Origin of the sequence: Caulobacter sp. X (genome assembly GCF_002742635.1) — a bacterium.
Classification (GTDB): Bacteria; Pseudomonadota; Alphaproteobacteria; order Caulobacterales; family Caulobacteraceae; genus Caulobacter.
Map to the genome: position 1 here is coordinate 1,673,812 of NZ_PEGF01000001.1, position 17,930 is coordinate 1,691,741.

Genomic DNA, 17,930 nt, shown 5'->3' on the forward strand with positions numbered 1-17,930 from the left:
AAAACAACACAAAGGGAGGGGAAACATGGCCTCGGACGCCGCCCAGAAAGCCATACTGAAGCTGATCCTGTCGCTGCCCAGCCCGATCCTTCGGGCCATGTCGGGCGGCGGCGTGGTCTACAAGGGCGGACGCACCCTGGACCCGCGCTTTCAGTTCTTCGCCCAAGCGGCCAAGAAGCTGCCGCCGATGTCCACCCTCTCGCCGGCCGAGGCCGTGGCCGGCAGCGCCAAGGGCCTGGCCGCCGTCCAGGGACCGCTGGAGCCCGGCGTGCGCACCGAGAGCCTGTCGGTCGAGGGGCCCAATGGTCCGATCCCCTGCCGCGCCTATCGCCCCGAGAACCAGGACCTCCACGCCCCGCTGATCGTCTACGCCCACATGGGCGGCGGGGTGATCGGCGACCTTGAGACCTGCCACGCGTTCTGCTCGATCCTGGCCCGGATCGTCCGCACGGCGGTGATCTCGGTCGATTATCGCCTGGCGCCCGACCACAAGTTCCCGGCCGGGCTGGAAGACGTGCTGGCCGCCTATCGCTGGGCCCGCGACAACACCGCCCGCTTCGGCGCCTCGGCCGCGCCGCCCGCCATTGGCGGCGACAGCATGGGCGGCAACTTCTCGGCCATCGTCGCCCAGGAGATGAAGCGCAAGGGCGAGCCGCAGCCCTCGGCCCAGATCCTGATCTATCCGGCCGTCGACGTGGCCAGCGAGACGCCGTCGATGACCACCTTCGGCGACGCCTATCCGCTGACCCGCGAGACCATGGAGTGGTTCATGGGCCACTATATGGGCCCCGACGCCGACCCGGCCGACCCGCGCCTGTCGCCCGACCGCACCGAAGACCTCTCGGGCCTGGCCCCCGCCGTCATCGCCACCGCCGGCTTCGACCCGCTGACCGACCAGGGCGAAGCCTACGCCAAGCGTCTGCAGGCCGCGGGCGTGCCGGTGCGCTATCGCCGCTACGACAGCCTGGCCCACGCCTTCACGGCCTTCACCGGCGCGATCCCCGCGGCGGACGCGGCCTGCCGTGAGATCGCCAGCCTGGTGCGCGAGACGTTCGAGGCGCGGGGCGACTGATGCGCGCCCTCGTCGTCGAGGCCCTGGCGCCCGACTTCGGCGGCTGCGCGGTCCGTGAGGTCCCGACGCCCTCTCCCGGTCCCGGCGAGGTGCTGGTGCGCGTCCGCGCGGCCAGCGTGAACTTCCCCGACCTTCTGATGACGCGCGGCGAGTACCAGCTGAAGCCGCCCCTGCCTTTCACGCCGGGCCTGGACCTGGCCGGCGAGGTCGCGGCGCTGGGCGAGGGCGTCACCAGCCTGGCCGTCGGAGACGCCGTCGTGGGCGGCGCGCGGCTGGGCGGCTTCGCGCAATACGCCGTGCTGCCAGCCGAGGCGCTGAAGCCCAAGCCCGCCCGCCTGTCGTTCGCCGAGGCCGCCGCCTATGGCGCGGCCTACCTCACCGCCTATGTCGCCCTGGTGCGCCGCGCGCGGCTGGAGCCGGGTGAATGGGTGCTGGTCCATGGCGCCGCCGGCGGGGTGGGCCTTGCGGCCGTCGATCTCGCCAAGGCCCTGGGGGCGCGCGTCATCGCCACCTCGGCCTCCGACGACAAGCTGGCGAAGGTGCAGGCGCTGTACGCTCCCGACGCGGTGGTCAATGTGACGGGCGGCTTCCGCGACCGGGTGAAAGAGATCACCGGCGGCCACGGGGCGGACGTGATCTACGACCCCGTCGGCGGCGACGTGTTCGACGAGAGCGTCCGCTGCGTCGCCTTCGACGGCCGCCTGCTGGTGATCGGCTTCACCTCGGGGCGGATTCCGACGGTCTCGGTCAATATGCCGCTGATCAAGGGCTTCTCGGTGATGGGCGTGCGGGCCGGCGAATATGGCCGCCAGTTCCCGGACAAGGGCCGCGAGAACGCCGAGGCCGTATGGGCCATGGCCAACGAGGGCCGCATCCGGCCGCACGTCCACGCCGAACTCCCCCTTGACCGCTGGCGCGAGGCGTTCGACCTGCTGGCCCAGCGCAAGGTGGTGGGCAAGGCGGTGATCGTTCCGTAAGCCCCTGAACCGACTCAGGTTGACATCCCGCGCCCGTTCTTTTATCCACCGCCCCTCACTCGCGAGGCCCCAAGCTTCGCGTCCAACGTTTTGCATTTCGGAGCCACGTCGTGAAGCGCACCTTCCAGCCGTCGAAGCTCGTGCGTGCCCGCCGTCACGGCTACCGCGCGCGTATGGCCACCAAGAATGGCCAAAAGGTCGTCGCGCGTCGCCGCGCCAAGGGCCGCAAGCGCCTGACCGCCTAATTGCTCTTCCTCCTTCGGGAGGCGAGATCATGATCAAAGCCGCCTTTTCCACAGACCTGGTCTCAGGTTCTCGCCGGAAAGGCGGCTTTTTTCATGTCTGAAGCCCCGCTCCGCTTCGAACGGCTGCGCAAGCGCCCCGACTTCCTGCTGGCGGCCAAGGCCCCGGCCCTGTCGCGCGGCGCGGTGTTTATCCAGATGCGCAAGCGCTCCGACGAGGATCCGGTGGTCCGCGTCGGCTTCACCGCCACCAAGAAGATCGGCGGCGCCGTCGAGCGCAATCGCGCCAAGCGCCGTCTGCGCGAGGCCGCCCGGCTGGTCCTGCCCCTTCATGCGCGGCCTTCTCATGACTATGTCTTCATCGCGCGCGGCGGTACGGGCTCGCGCGAATGGGGACGTTTGCTTGACGATGTCAAAAGCGCGCTGATAAGCCTCGCCGCCGAGCACGATGGCGTGAGAAGCAAGGTCTCGCGGTCATCGTCGGGCGATCCGTCTTCCCTCGCCTCTTCCCAACAACCCGATCACACAGTTTCCGGTTAAGCGCTCCATGCAGAACGACAACAAAAACACGATGGCGTTCCTCGCCATCGCGTTCGCGATCCTGATCGGGTACCAGTTCTTCATCCTGGGTCCGCAGCAGAAGAAGGCCGAGGCCGAGTTGCGCGCCAAGAAGGCCGCGCAGCAGCAGACGGCGGCCCAGGCCGGCGTGCCGCTGGACGCCAACGGCAATCCCGCCCCGCTGCGCCTGTCGCGCGACGCCGCCAAGGCCCAAAGCCCGCGCATCGTGGTCGACACGCCCGCGCTGAAGGGCTCGATCGCCCTGAAGGGCGCTCGCATCGACGACCTCTTCCTGCGCAAGTACGCCGAGACGACCGACAAGAACTCGCCCCCGGTCGAGCTCTTCCGTCCGGAAGGCGCCGAGCACGCCTGGTTCGCCGATTTCGGCTGGAACGGCCTGAACCTGCCGGGCCTGCCCGACAGCCGCACCGTCTGGACCGCCGCGCCGGGCCAGGTGCTGCGCCCCAATTCGCCGGTCACCCTGACCTATGACAATGGCATGGGCCTGACCTTCACCCGCGTGATCGCGGTCGACGACCAGGCGATGTTCACCGTCACCGACAGCGTCAAAAACACCGGCGCCAACGCCTACCAGATGGCGCCCTACGCCCGCGTTCAGCGCCAGGGCATCACCGACCACCTGGGCAAGACCCAGATCGTCCACGAAGGCGCCATCGGCAATCTGGGCGGCGAGAAGAAAGAGCTGAAGTACGCCAAGTACCCCAAGTGGAAGAAGGACCAGAACCGTCAGTCCTTCGACTCCACCGGCGGCTGGACCGGCATCACCGACAAGTACTGGCTGGCCGCCCTGATCCCGAACCAGGACCAGGCGATCAAGGCCGAGTACCTGTTCACCAACGTGGCCGGCGTCGACATCTACGACGTCAACATCGTCGGCCCGACCCAGGCCCTGAACCCGGGCGCGACCCTGACGCAGAAGACCCGCCTGTTCGCCGGCGCCAAGACCGTGCCGCTGCTGCGCAAGTACGAGTTCAACGGCCAGGCGCCCGACTGGTGGAAGTTCTGGGATAGCCGCAAGGCCGACATCCCCCGCTTCGACTGGGCCGTGGACTGGGGCATGTTCAGCTTCTTCACGCGTCCGATCTTCAACGTGCTGGAGATCTTCTATCGCCTCGTCGGCAACTTCGGCCTGGCCATCATGCTTCTGACCGTCGTGCTCAAGCTCGTCCTCTACCCGATGGCGGACAAGAGCTACGAGTCGATGGCGAAGATGAAGAAGATCGCCCCCGAGGTCGAAAAGCTGAAGGCCAAGCACAAGGACGACCCGGCCAAGCAGCAGCAGGAGATGATGGCGCTGTATCAGAAGGAGAAGATCAACCCGATGATGGGCTGCCTTCCGATGCTGATCCAGATCCCGGTCTTCTACTCGCTGTACAAGGTGCTGACCGTCACCATCGAAATGCGCCACGCGCCGTTCTTCGGCTGGATCCAGGACCTGTCGGCCCGCGACCCGTCGACGATCTTCAACCTGTTCGGCGCGATCCCGTGGGATCCGGCGACCGCGCCGCTGATCGGCGCCTTCCTGGGCGGCCCGCTGCACATCGGCGTCTGGCCGCTGCTGTACGGCTTCACCATGTGGCTGACCACGGCGATGAACCCGCCGGCCGGCGACCCGATCCAGCAGCGCATCTTCCAGCTGTTCCCGATCATCTTCACCTTCACCCTGTCGCAGTTCGCGGTGGGCCTGGTGATCTACTGGTGCTGGAGCAACGTCCTGACCATCGTCCAGCAGTACGTGATGATGCGCCGCTACGGCGTCGAGAACCCAATCGACCGGATCATCGCGCGCCTGCAGGGCAAGACGGCTAGCGCGACCTGATGAGCGAAGAGGTCCTGTTCACGGATGAGGAGATCGAGCGGGCGCGGGTGTTCTTCGCCCAGCCGGTCTCGTTCATCATGGGCGCGGTGCGGATGGACGCCATGCCGTCCGCCGACCTGCCCGAAGTGGCCTTCGCCGGCCGCTCCAACGTCGGCAAGTCCAGCCTGATCAACGGCCTGGTCAACCAGAAGTACCTGGCCCGGGCGTCGAACGAGCCGGGCCGCACGCGGGAGATCAACTTCTTCCTGCTGGCCGAGCAGCTGCGCCTGGTCGACCTGCCCGGCTATGGCTTCGCCCGCGTCTCGCGCTCGATCGCCGACAAGTTCCAGGATCTGGGCCGCGCCTATCTGCGCGGCCGCGCGAACCTCAAGCGCGTCTATGTGCTGATCGACGCCCGCCACGGCCTGAAGAAGGTCGACCTGGAGGCGCTGGACGCCCTCGACGTGGCGGCGGTCAGCTACCAGATCGTCCTGACCAAGGCCGACAAGATCAAGCCGGCCGAGGTCGACAAGGTCGTCGCCGACACCCTGAAGGCCATCGCCAAGCGCCCGGCCGCCTTCCCGCGCGTCCTGGCGACCTCGTCCGAAAAGGGCCTGGGCCTGCCGGACCTGCGCGCCGAGATCGTGCGGGTCTGTATCGACGAATAGCCGATGCTCCCCTCCCACGCCGCGTAGGTTTGGGGATATGTTTGAGCCGTTAACCTTACGCTAGGGTTCCGCCGCCAGAACCCCGCCTCCCCGTTTCCAGAAAAGTCTCCCCCACCATGCATCGCCACGAACTGAAGACCTGGCCCAAGTACTTCGCCGCCGTCCGCTCCGGCCACAAGCGGTTCGAGATCCGCCGCAACGACCGCGAGTTCAAGGTCGGCGACATCCTGGTGCTGCGCGAGTTCGATCCCTCGACCGACACCTATACCGGCCAGTTCGAGGAGCGGCAGATCACCTTCCTCCTGTCGGAAGAGGATTATGGCGGCGTGATCCACGGCTTCGTGGCGATCGGCTTCGGCGATGTCGCCCCGCATCCGGACGCGGCCGACGACCTGACGCCCGAGGCGCTGGCCGACTGGCACGAGACCCAGGCCTCGAACGCCGCCCTGCGCGCCCAGGAGGCCCGCAAGGTCTCGGAGAGCTACGCCGAGAGCAACATGGGCGTCGCCCGCGACCGCCACGCGGCCGTGGCCGACTCCGCCGAGGCTGAAGCCGGCTTCCACGCCGCGGCGGCGCGGATCGTTCGCAAGGGGTGAGTTGAGGGTAGTTCCTCCCCCGCGAGCGGGGGAGGTGGCCCAGCGGGCCGGAGGGGGCTAGCTGGACGCTCGCCGCGTTCGCCCCCTCAGTCGCTGACGCGACAGCTCCCCCGCGAGCGGGGGAGCATCTTGAGGCTTAAGCCGCTTCGCTGATCTGCGCCGGGAACACGTCGTCCATGCGCAGGTAGCTGATCAGGCGGTTCTCGATCGAGATGATCGCCTGGAGATAGCGCAGCTCTTCGCCGACGTCCGGGGCCGGCTGCAGGCTGTCGCGCGGCACGGTGAAGGTTTCCGACACCGCGTCCACCAGGATGCCGGCCAGGCGGTCCTGGCACTCGACGACGACGATCACGTGGCGGGTCTCGGGGATGGTGACGCCCAGGCCCAGGCGGTTACGCAGGTCGATGACCGGCATGATCGCGCCGCGCAGGTTGATGACGCCGCGCAGATAGGCCGGGGCGTGGGGGATCGGGGTCGCGGGGGTCCAGCCGCGGATTTCGCGGACGGTCTTCACGTCGATGCAGAATTCCTGCTCGCCGATGCAGAACGAGATCAGCTCCAGAGCAGGCGCGGTGTTGTCGGTCATAAGCGGTCCCCGGGAACGTAAAGGCTGGTCCCAGGGCCGCGATTCGACGCGCTCCGGAACACCTTGCCAGATAAGCCCGAGCCGTCTTTAGCAAGCGTTAAGCCAAACCCGTTCCGGGCGCGCCCAAATGTCGCGGCGCCCCGAAATGAGTCGCCGCGACTTGGTTGGCTATTCCGACAGACCTTCGTCGCCGTCGTCGGCCAGATTGAACTCGTACCAGACGCCGTTCAGCACGCCGAAGGCGACGGCCAGGCCCAGGCCCAGGATCCAGGTGAAGTACCACATCGGATTGTCTCCTTCGGCTCAGTAGAGGTCGGGGTTGGTGGTCAGGGCGGCCGTGGTGCTGCGGCCCCACAGCACCTTGTAGACCCAGGCGGTGTAGAGCAGCACGATCGGCAGGAAGACGACCGTGACGACCAGCATGACGAAGAGGGTCAGGTGGCTGGACGAGGCGTTCCAGACCGTCAGGCTGGAGCGCGGATCGACCGAGCTGGGCAGGATGAACGGGAACATCGACAGGCCGACGGTGCCGATGATGCCCGCGGCCGAGGCCGACGAGCCGGCGAACGCCATCCAGGCCGACTTGGCCCGCAGGCCCAGCAGCGCCAGGCCCGCCCCGACGAAGCCCAGCACGGGGGCGGCGATGGTCCAGCCGTGGCGGCCGTAGTTGTCCAGCCAGGCGCCCGGGGCCCGCACGGCGGCGGCGCCGCGCAGCGGGTTCGACGGACCGGCCGCGTCGGCCAGGCCCTCGATCCGGAAGCCAAGGCCCCCGAACGCCACCCAGAAACCGCCGGCCGCGAACAGCACGATGCTGGCGAGACCCGCGATCTCGCCGATGCGGCGGGCGCGGTCGGCGACCGGGCCTTCCTCGCCCTTCACCGTGATCCAGGCCGCGCCGTGCAGCACCAGCATGGCCACCGACAACAGGCCGCACAGCAGGGCGAACGGCGAGAACAGCCCCAGGAACGTGCCGTCATAGAAGGCCCGCAGGTCGTCGTTCAGGCGGAAGGGCGCGCCTTGCAGCACATTGCCCAGGGCCACGCCAAAGCACAGCACCGGCACGAAGCCGCCGACGAACAGCGCCCAGTCCCAGAAGGACCGCCAGCGCGGATCGGGCCGCTTGGAGCGGTACTTGAAGCCCACCGGCCGCAGGATCATGGCCGCCAGGACCACGAACATGGCGAGGTAAAAGCCCGAGAAGCTGATGGCGTAGACGAACGGCCAGGCCGCGAAGATCGCGCCGCCGCCCAGGATGAACCACACCTGGTTGCCCTCCCAGGTCGCGCCGATGGTGTTGATCACCATCCGGCGCTCCTTGTCGGTCTTGGCGACGAAGGGCAGCAGGGCGCCGACACCCATGTCAAAGCCGTCGGTGAGGGCGAAGCCGATCAGCAGGATGCCGACCAGGGCCCACCAGAGGACGCGAAGCGTGGCGAAATCGACAGGAAGTTCCATGATGCTGGCTCCTCTTACGCCACGGCCGGTTCGGGTTCGGGCGAACCGTCGAGCGCGGGCTCATGCTGGGCGAAAGGCCCCTTCTTGATGGTCTTGAGGATCAGGCCGACCTCGACCACCGCCAGGGCGCCGTAAAGCAGGGTGAAGGCCGCGATGCTGGTCAGCAGCTGCGGGACGCTCAGGCTGGAGGCGCCCAGGAAGGTCGGCAGCACGCCGTCCACCGCCCAGGGCTGACGGCCCACCTCGGCCAGCACCCAGCCCAGCTCCGCCGACAGCCAGGGCAGCGGAATGGCCGCCACCGCCAGGGCCAGGAACCACTTGGTCTCATGCTTGCGCAGGGTGACCAGGACGAAGGCCGTGGCGAACAGGGCGATCATCAAAAAGCCGATGCCCGCCATGATCCGGAACGCCCAGAACATCACTGGCACCGGCGGCACGGTGTCCCACGCCGCCTTCTGGATCAGCTCGGGCGAGGCCTGACGCGGATCGGCGACATAGCGCTTGAGCAGCAGGGCGTAGCCGAGGTCTCGGCGATGCTGCTCGAAGGTCGCGCGGGCGGCCAGGTCGCTGGGATTGGCCTTCAGCGCCTCGACCGCGCCATAGGCGACAACGCCGGACTCGATGCGGTCCTGGGCCTTGGCGACCAGCTGGAAGATGCCTTCCACCGGCTTGTCGAAGCTGCGGGTGGCGATCAGGCCCAGCACATAGGGGATCTTGACCTCATAGTGGGTCTTGCGGTCGGCGAGGCTGGGCACGCCGAAGGCGGTCAGGCCGGCCGGGGCGGCTTCCGTCTCCCACATGGCCTCCAGGGCCGCGAGCTTCATTTTCTGGTTGTCGGTCAGGGCGTAGCCGCTCTCGTCGCCCAGCACGACCACCGACAGCGACGAGGCCAGGCCGAAGGCGGCGGCCACCGTCATCGAGCGCTTGGCGACGCCGACGTACTTGCCCTTCAGCAGATAGAAGGCCGAGATCCCCAGCACGAACACCGCGGCGATCACATAGCCGGCGCTGACGGTGTGCACGAACTTGGCCTGGGCCACCGGGTTGAACAGCACGTCGCGGAAGCTGGCGACCTCCATGCGCATGGTGTCGGGGTTGAACACCGCGCCGATCGGGTTCTGCATCCAGCCGTTGGCGACCAGGATCCACAGGGCCGAGAGGTTGGTGCCCAAGGCCACCATGAAGGTCACGAACAGGTGCCCCACCCGCGAGAGCTTGTCCCAACCGAAGAACATCAGCCCGACGAAGGTCGCCTCCAGGAAGAAGGCCATCAGGCCCTCGATCGCCAGCGGCGCGCCGAAGATGTCCCCGACATAGTGGGAGTAGTAGGACCAGTTCATCCCGAACTGGAACTCCATGGTGATCCCGGTCGCCACGCCCAGCACGAAATTGATGCCAAACAGCGTCCCCCAGAACCGGGTGACCGTGCGCCAGATCGGGCGCTTGGTCATGACGTAGATGCTCTCCATGATGACCAGCATGAAGGAGAGCCCCAGCGTCAGGGGCACGAACAGGAAGTGGTAGAGGGCCGTCAACGCGAACTGCAGTCGCGACAGGTCGATAACCGCGGGGTCCATGGACAACTCCGAGACAACGGTCGATACGCATGCCGACCGAGGACATCGTCCTATTCCGATCGGTTGCGCCGAACCTTGATCATGATCAAGGTTCGAGGGCGATGTCAGCCTACACTCAAGCCATGGGTTCCGGCATAGTACAGATTGACCACCCCCGCGTTTCCAAGGCCTGGTTGAAGCGGCGAGACCGGACCGCCGGCCCGGCCCTGCGCCGGTCCAAGGCCGTCGGCCTGCTGGACGGCCTGGCCGCGATCGGCTTCGCGGCCGGCCTGGCGTTCGGCGCCGACGCGATCGCCAATCATCGGAACCCCTTGATCTTTTCCGCCTGCCTGGCCGGCGTGCTGGCGGCGATGTTGCTGCGCGCTCTCTTGGCCTACGCCGGCGCCCGGACCGGGGCGAGGGCCGCCGCCGACGCCAAGGCCGACCTGCGCGCCGAGCTGGCGCGGTCGGTGTTCGGCGGCCCTCGGCGCTCGGCCGGCGAGGCGACCACCGCCCTCGTGGAGGGCGTCGAGGCGATGGACGGCTACTTCGCCCGCTTCCTGCCGGCGCGGATGTCGGCCGCCGCCCTGCCCCTTCTGATGATCGCGGTGGCGGCCATCGCCAGCCCGATCTGCGCGGCCATCATGCTGGCCACCCTGATCCCGTTCATCGCCGCCATGATCCTGGCCGGAACCGCCGCCGCGGCCGAGGCCCGCGCCCAGTTCCAAGCCCTTGAACGCCTTTCGGGCCTGTTCCTCGACCGCGTCCGCGCCCTGCCCGTCGTCCTGGCCTTCGAGGCCGAGGGAACGACGACCACCGCCCTCGGCCGCTCGGCCTCGGCCCTGGCCGAACGCACGCTGAAGGTGCTGCGGGTGGCCTTCCTGTCCTCGGCGGCCCTGGAGTTCTTCGCCGCCCTGTCGGTGGCCTTGGTGGCGGTCTATTGCGGCTTCAACCTGCTGCGCCTGCTGCCCTTCCCCGTTCCGGAACAGCTGGACCTGAAGCGCGCCTTCTTCGTGCTGGCCCTGGCGCCCGAGGTCTACGCGCCGATGCGGCGCTTGGCCGCCGCCTATCACGACCGCCAGGCCGCCGAGGCCGCCGCCGCGCGGCTCTCCACGTTCGAAGAGCCCTCCGCCGCCCCCATCGTCGCGCCGCTGCCCGCCGCCCCGGCGATCCGCTTCGAGGGCGTGACGATCCGCTATCCGGAGGCCGACGCGCCGGCCGTGGCCGGCTTCGACCTCGACGTCCCCGCCGGGGCGATCATCGCCCTGGTCGGGGCCAGCGGCGCGGGCAAGAGCTCGCTGCTGAACCTGCTCTTGGGCCTCTCGCCGCTGAGCGAAGGCCGCATCCTGATCGACGGCGCCCAGCGTCCGGTCACGGCGGCGGACGTCGCCTGGGCCGGCCAGTCGCCCCTGATCCTGCCCGCCTCGATCGCCGACAACATCGCCCTGTCGCGCCGCGACGCCTCGCGCGCCGAAATCGAGGCGGCCGCCCGCGACGCGGGGCTCGGCCCGGCCCTCGCCCAGCGCCCCGGCGGCCTCGACTTCGTGTTGGATGAGCGCGGCAGCGGCCTCTCCGGCGGCGAGCGGCGGCGCCTGTCCCTGGCCCGCGCCCTGCTGAAACCCGCGCCGATCCTGCTGCTGGACGAGCCGACCGCCAATCTCGACACCACGGCCGAGGCCCAGATGCTGACCGCCTTGCGCCGCGCCGCCCAGGGGCGCACGACCCTGATCGCCACCCACGCCGAGGCCGTCGCGGCCCTGGCGGACAAGGTGGTGCGGCTGTGAAGAAGACCGTGTCCACGCCCCTCGACGACCTGATCCGCGTCCAGAAGCGCGCCCACGCCGGCAATCTGCGCCTGGCCATCCTCAGCGCCGTGGTGGTCGGGGCGGCCTCGACCCTGCTGCTGGGCCTGTCGGGCTGGTTCATCGTCGCCAGCGCCGCCGCCGGCGCGGCGGGCCTGGGCGCCGCCCACGCCTTCAACGTGCTGCTGCCCAGCGCCGGCATCCGCCTGCTGGCGATCCTGCGCACCGCCGCCCGCTACGGAGAACGCCTGGCCGGACACGCCGCCGCCCTGCGGGCCCTGGCCGCCATCCGGCCGGCCGTCTTCGCCAGCCTGGCCGCCGCGCCGCCAGCGCAGGCCCTGGCCCTGTCGCGGGGCGAGGCCTCGGCCCGGCTGGTGCAGGACGTCGACGCCGTCGAGACCCGCTTCGTCCGCCTCTCCGCCCCCTGGAGCGCCGCCGCCGGCCTGGGGGCTGGGCTCTTGCTGACCGCCTTCGCCGGCTGGCTGCCGAGCCTCGTCATCCTGATCGCCGCCGGGGCCGCGATCCTGTCGGCCCGCGCCCTGGCCCGCCGCTACTCCGCCCCCGCCCGCGCCGCCGTCCAGACCAAGGTCGGGGCCCTGAAGGACAGCGCCGCCGCCCTGGTCTCGGCCTCGGCCGAGCTGCGCGCCTATGGTCTGGAAGCCTGGGCCGGCGACACCCTGAACCAGCGCGCCGCCGACCTTGAGGCCGCCCGCCTGACCGCCGCCCGCGCCCAGGGCCTGGTGCTGGCGAGCCAGGCGGCCATCCTCGGCGCGGCCGTCGCCGGCGCCATGGCCGCCGCGGCTCCAGCCGGCGCGCCGCTGGCCGCCCTGGCGGGCTTGGCCGCCGCCATGAGCGTCGAGGCCCTGGCGGGCCTGGCCCACGCCTTCGACCAGGACGGCGCGGCGCGGGAAGCGCGCGACCGGCTGAACGCCCTGCTGCGCCATCAGCCGCGCGCCCCCGCCAAGCCCCTGGCCGAAGCGCCCGCGCTGACGATCCTGGACCAGACCCTCCAGCCCGGCGAGCGCCTGGCGATCGCCGGCCCCTCGGGCTGCGGCAAGACAACCCTGGTCGAAACGCTTCTAGGCCTGCGCGAGACGCCCGCGCCCTTGCCCCGCGCCGCCTTCGCCTGGCTGCCGCAGGACGCCGGGCTGATCGCCGGGACCGTGCGCGAGAACCTGCGCCTGGCCGCCCCGCAAGCCAGCGACGCCGCGCTCTGGGAAGCCCTCGAGGACGCCGGCCTGGCCGATCGCGTCCGCGCCGCGCCGGGCGAGCTTGCCGCCTATCTGGGCGACGACGGCGAGCGCCTGTCGGGCGGCGAGCGCCGCCGCCTGGCCCTGGCCCGCGCCTATCTGCGCCCCGCGCCCTGGCTGCTGCTGGACGAGCCGACCGAAGGCCTGGACCCCGCGACCGAGGCCCGCGTGATCGAAGGCCTGGAGCGCCGCCTGGCGCGCACCGGCCAGGGTCTGGTGCTGATCAGCCACCGCCCGGCGCCCACCCGCCTCTGCGGCGGCGTGCTGCGCCTGGGCGCGCCGGCCGCGCACGAAAAAGGCCCGACGGTCGCGCCGCCGGGCCTTGTCGTCACGCCCTGAAGGCGCGGTTACTTCAGGTTCACTCGGATATGAGTCGCGAACAGCGCCAGCGCGAAGGCGGCGAACGCCACGATCACCATACCCAGATATGCGGTTTGCCCGTCGGACATGGAACGTCTCCCTTGATCGAAGACAAGAGCTTGAGCATTCGAGGGACGGCTCGCCTTGACCTGCCTCAAACCACGTCGCCTATAAGGGCCGCGTTTCCGTCGGAGTGTTTGCGCGGATGAAGCCCGCCCGAGGCCGGTCCTCGCCCCTGTTCAGCGATCCCTCGCCCGCCGCCTATGTCACGGCCCTGTTGTCGGTGATGGCGACGGCGGTCGCGCGCCTGTACCTGCCCGAGGCCTTCACGGCCCCCTCGTCATTCCTGCTGTTCGTGCCGGCGGTGTTGATCAGCGCGGCGCTGGGCGGCGTGGGCCCCGGCGTGCTCGCGACCACCTTCGCCTGGGCGGCGGTGTGGTGGGTGACGCGCGACATCCCGTTCAACCTGGTCAGCGGCATCTGCGCGGCGATCTTCCTGTCGGTCGGCTTCGGCATGGCCGTGGGCGGCGGCTGGTTCCACGCCACGCGCCGACGAGCCGCGGCGGTCAACGACCATCTGAGCTCGATCCTCGACACCGTGCCCGACGCCGTGGTGGTCATCGACCGCCAGGGCTTGATGACCTCGTTCAGTCCCGCGGCCGAGCGGATGTTCGGCTGGACCGCCGAAGAGGTGGTGGGCAAGAACATCAGCCTGCTGATGCCCGAGCCCTACAAGGCCCAGCACGACGCCTATCTGGAGCGCTACGCCCGCACCGGCGAGCGGCGGATCATCGGTTCGGGCCGCGTCGTGGTCGGCAGCCGCAAGGACGGCTCGACCTTTCCGATGGAGCTGGCGGTCGGCGAGACCAAGGGCCGCACGCCCTCGTTCACCGGCTTCATCCGCGACCTGACCGAGAGCCAGGAGACCGAAACCCGCCTGCAGGAGCTGCAGAACGAGCTTGTCCACGTCTCGCGCCTGACGGCCATGGGCGAGATGGCCTCGACCCTGGCGCACGAGCTGAACCAGCCGCTGTCGGCCATCGCCAACCTCCTGACCGGCTCGCGCCGCCTGATGGATCGCGGCCGCGAGAGCGACCAGGCCAAGATCCGCGACGCCATCGACCGCGCCGCCGCCCAGGCCCTGCGGGCCGGCGAGGTGATCCACCGCATGCGCGACTTCGTCCGCCGCGGCGCCAGCGAGCGCGAGGCCGAGAGCCTGTCCAAGCTGATCGAGGAGGCCAGCGCCCTGGCCCTGATCGGCGAGAAGGAGCGTCAGGTTGACGTGCGCCTGAACCTCGATCCCAAGGCCGACGCGGTGTTCGCCGACCGGGTTCAGGTGCAGCAGGTGCTGCTGAACCTGATCCGCAACGGCATCGACGCCATGCAGGTTCAGGATCCCAAGAAGCGCGCCCTGCTCATCAGCAGCAACCTGACCGAGGAGGGCTGGTCGCGGGTCAGCGTCGACGACACCGGCCCCGGCATCGCGCCCGAGGTGCTGGAGCGCCTGTTCCAGCCGTTCATGACCACCAAGCCGCAAGGCATGGGCGTTGGCCTGTCGATCTCGCGCTCGATCATTGAGGCTCACGGCGGCCGCATCTGGGCCGAGGCCAACCCGGCCGGCGGCGCCCGCTTCTGCTTCACCCTACCGCCCGCCCCGGAAGCGGCGGAGACCAAGGAGACCGTCGATGAGTGACGCCCCCGTCGTGCATGTGGTCGACGACGACGAAAGCGCTCGCGATTCCCTGGCCTTCCTGCTGGAGTCCGCGGACTTCGAGGTCGTCGCCTACGCCAGCGCGCCCGCCTTCCTGGAGGCGCTGGAGACCGCCAAGCCCGGCGTGATCATCACCGACGTGCGCATGCCCGAGATGAGCGGCCAGGACCTGGTCGCGCGCCTCTCGACCCTCAAGGTCAAGATGCCGATCGTGATGATCACCGGCCATGGCGACATCCCCATGGCGGTGGAGGCCATGCGCTCGGGCGTCGTCGACTTCCTGGAGAAGCCCTTCTCGGAGTCGCGAATGCTGGACGCCCTGCAGCGGGCGTTCAAGTCGGTCGAGGCCGCGCCGGTCTCCACCGACCAGGCGGCGATCCTCAAGCGCATCGAGAGCCTGTCAGAGCGCGAGCGCCAGGTGCTGGACGGGGTGGTCGCCGGCCACGCCAACAAGGTCATCGCCCGCGAGCTGGGCATCAGCCCCCGCACGGTCGAGATCTACCGCGCCAAGCTGATGACCAAGATGCAGGCCGACAACCTGGCGGCCCTGGTCCGCATGACGCTGTCGGTGCGGGGGGGATAGGCTCGGGAGCGGAGCGCCCCCTCCGTCACGATGCGTATCCGCATCGCGACACCTCCCCCGCTTCGCGGGTGAGGAGGAAACCCCATCCTCCCCCGTGCAAACGGGGGAGGTGGATCGGCGCGAAGCGACGAGACGGAGGGGGCGCTACCCGCCCCTAGTGCTTCGCCAGCAGCGCCGCCAGCTCGCGGCCCAGCGAGTCGTCCAGCAGCGGCTTTTCCACGACGGTGACATCCTTGACGCCCTGGCGCTGGAAGCGCTGGGCGTCGCTGGTCAGGACGATGGTCGAGCGGCCGGGAACGGGCGTCGGCAGCGGCGCCGAGCCGTCGTCGATGATCACGCAGGCGGCGGCGCGGCAATCCAGGCACGACGAGCAGCTGTCGGCGCACGACGGCGCCGTCACGCTGTAGCCCTCGGTCTCCAAGGAGAACCGCAACGCCTCGCGCAAAGGCTCGTCCGCAACGAGCAGAAGGATCAGGGGCCGGACGTCGCCGTCCGACAGGTCGGGCCGGTCGCACATGACCAAAATCATCGCAGGCGGACAGGCCGCTGACTTTGATCCCGGTCAAAACGGGTTTGTAAAGGGGCGTCGCATAAGGGGTTTCCCTTAGCGAGGCTTCCTTAGGCGGCCCCCCCGAATTTCGCGACTTTTGCTTTGGCGCAATAACCCTCGGGCAACGAGGGGTTTCCAATGCTGTCTCCGATCCGCACCCAGAGCTTCGAACCGACCGTCCACCTCGATGGCGGTCTCGACGCCATCCTCGCAACGCCCTGCGCCTGCCCGCGCTTCGCCCGCGACGAGGAGATCTTCGGGGAAGGCGAAACCGCCGACTATGTCTATCAAGTCGTCTCGGGCGCGGTCCGGACCTACCGCATCCTGCGCGACGGCCGCCGCCAGATCGACGAGTTCCACTTCGCTGGCGACTATTTCGGCCTGGAGCTGGGCGAAGCCCACCGCGTCACGGCCGAGGCCATGACCGACACCACCATCCGCATGATCCGCCGCGGCGCGCTCAGCGACCTGGCCGCCAAGCGCGGCGACGCCGCCCGCGCCATCCTGCGCCTGACGGCCGAGGGCCTGCAGCGCAGCCAGGACCACGTGCTGATGCTGGGCCGCCGCTCGGCCCAGGAACGCGTCGCCGGTCTGCTGCTGGACATCGCCGAACGCACCCAGGCCAAGGCCGAACTGGACGTGCCGATGAGCCGCCAGGACATGGCCGACTATCTGGGCCTGACCATCGAGACCGTCTCGCGCACCCTGACCAGCCTGCAGGACGAGGGCCTGATCGCCCTGCCGACCGTCCGCCACGTGGTGCTGCAGGACCGCCGCGCTCTGGAGCGCATGACGGCCTAGACGCCCCCCTCGTCCGTCCGCTCCAGGCCCGCGATGGTCGCCTCCCGCTCGGGACCGACGTCGCTGACCGAGCGCAGGACCCCTTGGCGCAGGGCGTAGGCCAGCATGGCCGCCAGGATCAGGGCGTTTAGCACGAACGGCCCCCAGCCGATCTTCTCGTAGAGCAGCACGAACAGCGGCGCGACGACCACGTTCAGGCCGTTGATCGCCGCGATCGCCCCCGCCGCGCCGGCCTGGTCCTTGGCGTGGACCGACAGCGACGCGCCCGCCGTGAAGCCGGGACGCGCGAAGCCGTAACCCAGGCAGGCGATCGCGTAGCCGATGGCCACCGCCGCATAGTCCGGCGCGAAGGCCACCACCGCATTGCCCAGCACCGCCGCGCCCGCGCCCCAGCGCATCAGCTCGCGCGGGCCCATGCGGAACATGCGGATCAGGCCCCACTGGGCCAGCAGTCCCGCCACGGCGCCCGCCGCCATCGCCAGGGTGATGAAGCCCTGCGCCTTGACCGGCGGCAGGCCCAGCTTGTCGATGATCAGAAAGCCCAGGGTCTGGGTCTGGGCCGTCTGGCACGAGGCCACCAGGAAGCCATAGATCAGGAACGGCTTCAGGCGCGGATCGCGCCACAGCGCCGCCCCCTCGCCGCGCCAGGGCAGGCCGACCTTGCGGCGCGGCGGCGTGTCGCCGCGGCCGGGTTTGAAGGTCTCGGGCAGGCCGCGCTTGACGACGACCAGCATGATCGCCGCGATCAGGGCGAAGGCGAACATCGGTCCGGCCAGACCCACGACCGGCAGCACGAACAGCGGCGCCAGCAACGGGCCGACCACGGTCCCCAGACCGAAGGCCCCGGCCAGGGTCGCCATGGTCTGGGTGCGCTCCTCGCGGCTGGTGCGGTCGGCCATATAGGCCTGGGTCGCCGGGTTGGCGGCCGAGCCGACGCCGCCGAACAGCGCGCGGCACAGCAGGAACAGCATGAAGATCACCATCGGCGGCGCCAGGTGACGCAGGCCCGCCGACACCACGATCGCGCACAGCAGCATCGAGACGCAGAAGCCGGAAAGTCCCAGCATGATCAAGGGCTTGCGGCCTCGCAGATCCGACTGACGGGCCCACAGCGGCGAGGTGATCGCCCATAGCACCGCCGATAGCGAGAAGATGGCCGCGACCATGGCGTCGGGGATGCCGATCTGCCGGCCGATGGCGGGCAGAACGGACAACATGCCGTTGTTCCCCATCGCCGTCGCGACGGACACGCCAAACAGGATGGCGAACGGCGTCCGGTTGTCCCGGCTTTGTGATGTCTCCCCAGTCATCAAACGATCGTTAGACCCGCCCGCGCGCCCGCGC

17 protein-coding genes and 1 pseudogene are annotated in these 17,930 nt (G+C 69.6%); 12 read left to right on the top strand and 6 right to left on the bottom strand.

Annotated elements, in window-relative coordinates:
- The 7 genes and pseudogenes from CSW60_RS07720 to CSW60_RS07750 all read left to right on the top strand — a co-directional run.
- A pseudogene (locus CSW60_RS07720) lies at nucleotides 1–1,072 on the top strand (alpha/beta hydrolase); the annotation flags it as partial.
- Entirely contained in the window at nucleotides 1,072–2,049 is a 978-nt protein-coding gene (locus CSW60_RS07725) for an NADPH:quinone oxidoreductase family protein (RefSeq protein WP_099536695.1), read from the top strand. The pseudogene CSW60_RS07720 and the gene CSW60_RS07725, both read left to right, overlap by 1 nt.
- Before the next feature lie 110 nt (nucleotides 2,050–2,159).
- Complete coding sequence (rpmH, locus tag CSW60_RS07730; protein WP_004622337.1) at nucleotides 2,160–2,294, top strand: 50S ribosomal protein L34; 135 nt, start codon at nucleotides 2,160–2,162, stop codon at nucleotides 2,292–2,294.
- Between the two features lie 93 nt (nucleotides 2,295–2,387).
- Nucleotides 2,388–2,831, top strand: a complete 444-nt coding sequence (gene rnpA / locus CSW60_RS07735; RefSeq protein WP_099536696.1) for a ribonuclease P protein component — start codon at nucleotides 2,388–2,390, stop codon at nucleotides 2,829–2,831.
- Nucleotides 2,832–2,838: 7 nt separating this feature from the next.
- Nucleotides 2,839–4,689, top strand: coding sequence for a membrane protein insertase YidC (gene yidC / locus CSW60_RS07740; RefSeq protein WP_099536698.1), 1,851 nt, complete (start codon nucleotides 2,839–2,841; stop codon nucleotides 4,687–4,689).
- Entirely contained in the window at nucleotides 4,689–5,336 is a 648-nt protein-coding gene (yihA, locus tag CSW60_RS07745; RefSeq protein WP_099536700.1) for a ribosome biogenesis GTP-binding protein YihA/YsxC, read from the top strand. The genes yidC and yihA overlap by 1 nt, the downstream gene beginning before the upstream one ends.
- 116 nt (nucleotides 5,337–5,452) lie before the next feature.
- Nucleotides 5,453–5,932: an ASCH/PUA domain-containing protein gene (locus tag CSW60_RS07750; protein WP_099536702.1), complete on the top strand. Its 480-nt coding sequence runs from the start codon at nucleotides 5,453–5,455 to the stop codon at nucleotides 5,930–5,932.
- A gap of 136 nt (nucleotides 5,933–6,068) precedes the next feature.
- On the opposite strand, the gene CSW60_RS07755 is transcribed toward CSW60_RS07750, so the two are convergent.
- From CSW60_RS07755 to CSW60_RS07770, 4 genes are all read right to left on the bottom strand, one after another.
- Nucleotides 6,069–6,518, bottom strand: a complete 450-nt coding sequence (locus CSW60_RS07755; RefSeq protein WP_099536703.1) for a chemotaxis protein CheW — start codon at nucleotides 6,516–6,518, stop codon at nucleotides 6,069–6,071.
- 168 nt (nucleotides 6,519–6,686) lie between these two features.
- Nucleotides 6,687–6,803 carry a cytochrome bd-I oxidase subunit CydX gene (gene cydX, locus CSW60_RS07760; protein ID WP_099536704.1) on the bottom strand — a complete coding sequence of 39 codons (117 nt, stop codon included), beginning with the start codon at nucleotides 6,801–6,803 and terminating at the stop codon, nucleotides 6,687–6,689.
- Between the two features lie 18 nt (nucleotides 6,804–6,821).
- A complete protein-coding gene (gene cydB, locus CSW60_RS07765) occupies nucleotides 6,822–7,973 on the bottom strand; it encodes a cytochrome d ubiquinol oxidase subunit II (RefSeq protein ID WP_099536706.1) in 1,152 nt (383 codons plus the stop codon).
- 14 nt (nucleotides 7,974–7,987) lie between these two features.
- A complete protein-coding gene (locus tag CSW60_RS07770; protein ID WP_099536707.1) occupies nucleotides 7,988–9,550 on the bottom strand; it encodes a cytochrome ubiquinol oxidase subunit I in 1,563 nt (520 codons plus the stop codon).
- A gap of 122 nt (nucleotides 9,551–9,672) precedes the next feature.
- Between CSW60_RS07770 and cydD the strand changes: the two genes are divergently transcribed.
- The 4 genes from cydD (at nucleotide 9,673) to fixJ (ending at nucleotide 15,235) form a co-directional block, all read left to right on the top strand.
- Nucleotides 9,673–11,313: a thiol reductant ABC exporter subunit CydD gene (cydD, locus tag CSW60_RS07775; RefSeq protein ID WP_099536709.1), complete on the top strand. Its 1,641-nt coding sequence runs from the start codon at nucleotides 9,673–9,675 to the stop codon at nucleotides 11,311–11,313.
- Between the two features lie 8 nt (nucleotides 11,314–11,321).
- Nucleotides 11,322–12,920: an ATP-binding cassette domain-containing protein gene (locus CSW60_RS07780; RefSeq protein ID WP_369801014.1), complete on the top strand. Its 1,599-nt coding sequence runs from the start codon at nucleotides 11,322–11,324 to the stop codon at nucleotides 12,918–12,920.
- A 226-nt stretch (nucleotides 12,921–13,146) separates the two neighbouring features.
- Nucleotides 13,147–14,634 (top strand): PAS domain S-box protein, encoded by a 1,488-nt coding sequence (locus CSW60_RS07785; RefSeq protein WP_099536712.1) that lies wholly within the window; start codon nucleotides 13,147–13,149, stop codon nucleotides 14,632–14,634.
- On the top strand, nucleotides 14,627–15,235 hold the full coding sequence (fixJ, locus tag CSW60_RS07790) for a response regulator FixJ (protein ID WP_099536713.1): 609 nt from the start codon (nucleotides 14,627–14,629) through the stop codon (nucleotides 15,233–15,235). Before CSW60_RS07785 ends, fixJ begins: the two co-directional genes overlap by 8 nt.
- Nucleotides 15,236–15,389: 154 nt before the next feature.
- Here fixJ and CSW60_RS07795 read toward each other — a convergent pair whose 3' ends face one another.
- A complete protein-coding gene (locus tag CSW60_RS07795; RefSeq protein ID WP_099537602.1) occupies nucleotides 15,390–15,752 on the bottom strand; it encodes a nucleoside transporter in 363 nt (120 codons plus the stop codon).
- Between the two features lie 171 nt (nucleotides 15,753–15,923).
- On the opposite strand from CSW60_RS07795, the gene CSW60_RS07800 reads away from it, so the two are divergent.
- The gene (locus tag CSW60_RS07800) at nucleotides 15,924–16,586 is read left to right on the top strand and encodes a helix-turn-helix domain-containing protein (RefSeq protein ID WP_099536714.1); all 663 of its coding nucleotides are present in this window, start codon (nucleotides 15,924–15,926) and stop codon (nucleotides 16,584–16,586) included.
- On the opposite strand, the gene CSW60_RS07805 is transcribed toward CSW60_RS07800, so the two are convergent.
- Nucleotides 16,583–17,896: an MFS transporter gene (locus CSW60_RS07805; RefSeq protein WP_099536716.1), complete on the bottom strand. Its 1,314-nt coding sequence runs from the start codon at nucleotides 17,894–17,896 to the stop codon at nucleotides 16,583–16,585. The genes CSW60_RS07800 and CSW60_RS07805 overlap by 4 nt on opposite strands.
- Nucleotides 17,897–17,930 lie beyond the last annotated feature (34 nt).